The sequence below is a fragment of the Haemophilus parainfluenzae genome (assembly GCF_003252725.1).
Lineage (GTDB): Bacteria > Pseudomonadota > Gammaproteobacteria > Enterobacterales > Pasteurellaceae > Haemophilus_D > Haemophilus_D parainfluenzae_L.
Map to the genome: position 1 here is coordinate 1 of NZ_QEPO01000023.1, position 1,995 is coordinate 1,995.

Annotated in this window: 5 protein-coding genes; all 5 read right to left on the minus strand. The window is 44.5% G+C overall.

All coding sequences use genetic code 11. From position 1 onward, the window contains the following. The coding region (locus DPV85_RS09805) for a terminase large subunit domain-containing protein (RefSeq protein WP_243584693.1) at window positions 1–500 on the minus strand (500 nt) is incomplete at its 3' end. A gap of 61 nt (window positions 501–561) precedes the next feature. Further along, window positions 562–1,131 (minus strand): DUF3486 family protein, encoded by a 570-nt coding sequence (locus tag DPV85_RS09810; RefSeq protein ID WP_049370702.1) that lies wholly within the window; start codon window positions 1,129–1,131, stop codon window positions 562–564. A 22-nt stretch (window positions 1,132–1,153) separates the two neighbouring features. Continuing rightward, the gene (locus tag DPV85_RS09815) at window positions 1,154–1,456 is read right to left on the minus strand and encodes a VpaChn25_0724 family phage protein (RefSeq protein WP_371447746.1); all 303 of its coding nucleotides are present in this window, start codon (window positions 1,454–1,456) and stop codon (window positions 1,154–1,156) included. Beyond that, window positions 1,456–1,785 (minus strand): DUF2730 family protein, encoded by a 330-nt coding sequence (locus tag DPV85_RS09820; RefSeq protein ID WP_048750455.1) that lies wholly within the window; start codon window positions 1,783–1,785, stop codon window positions 1,456–1,458. Before DPV85_RS09820 ends, DPV85_RS09815 begins: the two co-directional genes overlap by 1 nt. Next, a partial coding sequence (locus tag DPV85_RS10020) for a hypothetical protein (protein ID WP_243584694.1) occupies window positions 1,785–1,995 on the minus strand: 211 nt, incomplete at its 5' end. The genes DPV85_RS10020 and DPV85_RS09820, both read right to left, overlap by 1 nt.

Here is a 1,995-nt window from a genome sequence, read left to right on the forward strand (position 1 = left end):
GCGACCGCCTGGTAAATATCAACTGTGTGGCGAGACCATTCAGTGTTATTGACATCGGTCATTAATTCGTAAAACTTATTTCCCTTGCCGTTTGGGGTTGATACCACGCGCAATTTCCATCCGGCAGAGATTACCGGGAATAATGCTTTCCAAATCTCGCGGCTATCCGCATGGAAGGCAAACTCATCTAGGAATACATTCGCTGAGAAACCACGGGCAGTATCAGGGTTGGCGGGGAGCGCGGTGATTTTTGAGCCACCGGGAAAAACAACTTCGAGCGCGTTGATTGTTGAATTAAAAGGCACTTCCAATACTTCACAAACCATGCCTAACGCTTCAAGGTGGCGTTTTACCCCCTCGTTCATCGCTTCTTTTGCCTGGCGTTCCCCGCGAGATAAAATAACCCAGCGAGTGCGTTCACCCTTAGCTTCTGCCGCTAAACAATCCATCACAATTTCAAAGGTGGTCGTAAAGGTTTTGCCCGTCTGACGAGCAAACATAGCCACCTTGAACCGGCTTTTATCATTTAGCCAGTTTTTTTGATAGTTATAGAGAACGGTTTTATTCGATGCCATAAACTGCTTTTACCATTTTTTGCACATCTTCAAGACTCACGCCTTGTTCTTTCCCAACTTCTTCTACGGCTTCTGCGGCACGCTTAATAGTTTCCTGGCGTATTGCTTGCTCACGTTTAAAACTTAAACTTTCAGCCTGTTCTAAGCGTTGAATGGCGGACGATAATAACGCAAGGTCTTTTGGTTCTGCCTGGCCGTTTTCACTCATACCGATGGACGTTTCAAACGCCAGGTTCTTAACAATTTCCATCAATAGCTTGCCAATGTCGCTCTGCGGCGCTTCACCGAATTGTTTCGTCCAAATTTCGGCAACTTCACGCGCGTTGCGAATTTTGCTTGCCATTTGTTCCATGCGACTGGCGTAACGGTTAAGGCCTGTGCGGCTTAATTGATAGCTGTCATCTAACCCGCAATCACGGATCAGGTCGTTGATTTCTTCAAGGATTTGCGCTTGTGAAAGGTGTTTGTCCCGCAACATCATTGCCAGTTGGGTTTTGATATTAGGTGGAAGTAAGTCCACTTTGCTTGCACGGCCGCGTGTATTTTTATCGGTCATTTAAACCTCCTTTAAATTGGGTTTAAATCTTTGGACTTGGCTTTTTTACGCCGTCCACGAAAGCGCGACCTTGTGCCACATCCAACCCACGCTGTGTGATAGTAGCCACGAAGAAATCTTTGCCATTGTTGTTTAAACGTGCCAGCGTAATTAAGCCTTGCTCTTCAAGCCATAACAGGTGGTTTCGCACTAAGTCTCGGCTAATATCGTGGCCATACATATCTAAGCAATCATTTAAAATGCTTTCATTGGCATCATAACCACACTCTTCAAGCGAGCGCAGAATAACCAAACGCTGGTCTTTGGTGAAAATATCTTGGCGCATCATTCTTTATTTACCTCTTTTTCAATTAACAACTTCACTTGATGGTTAAGGCTGCCAATGTTGGTATTTAATACGTCGGTTTTGCCTTTCATTTCCGTCATTAATAAACGCAAATCGGCAACTTCTTTTGACGTTGGCAGATGTCTTAATTCGCCTTTGACTTCCGATAGGCTTTTTTCGTTGTTTTCAATCGCCTTGCGCAAGTCTGACACATCGGTTTTGCGCGCGTATTTGCTGTCCATTGTCAACCAAAAATAAGTCCACACAGCCCCGCCAATCGCCACAACGATTGCCCAATGGCGTTGGATAAATTCCAGTGTTTCTAGCATTATTTAGGTTCCTTTTTTTGGCAGATTTTTTCATAAGTCAAGTTATGATTAAGCACCTGCCGTTTGGTTTCTTCTGTATCTTTACGGCTTGGATAAATAAGACCGAATGCTGAACATCCGCTAGTCTTCACGGAAATAACCTTTTGACTGCAGCTGCTCATCAACAGACTTGCTAGACAAAGTGCGGTTAGTTTCAGTAATGTTTTTTGC

What these genes read in the sequence shown, in the direction of transcription:
- DPV85_RS09820 (WP_048750455.1), bottom strand. Translation starts at nt 1,785, where the DNA reads ATGCTAGAAACACTGGAATTTATCCAACGCCATTGGGCAATCGTTGTG.
- DPV85_RS09810 (WP_049370702.1), bottom strand. Translation starts at nt 1,131, where the DNA reads ATGACCGATAAAAATACACGCGGCCGTGCAAGCAAAGTGGACTTACTT.
- DPV85_RS09815 (WP_371447746.1), bottom strand. Translation starts at nt 1,456, where the DNA reads ATGCGCCAAGATATTTTCACCAAAGACCAGCGTTTGGTTATTCTGCGC.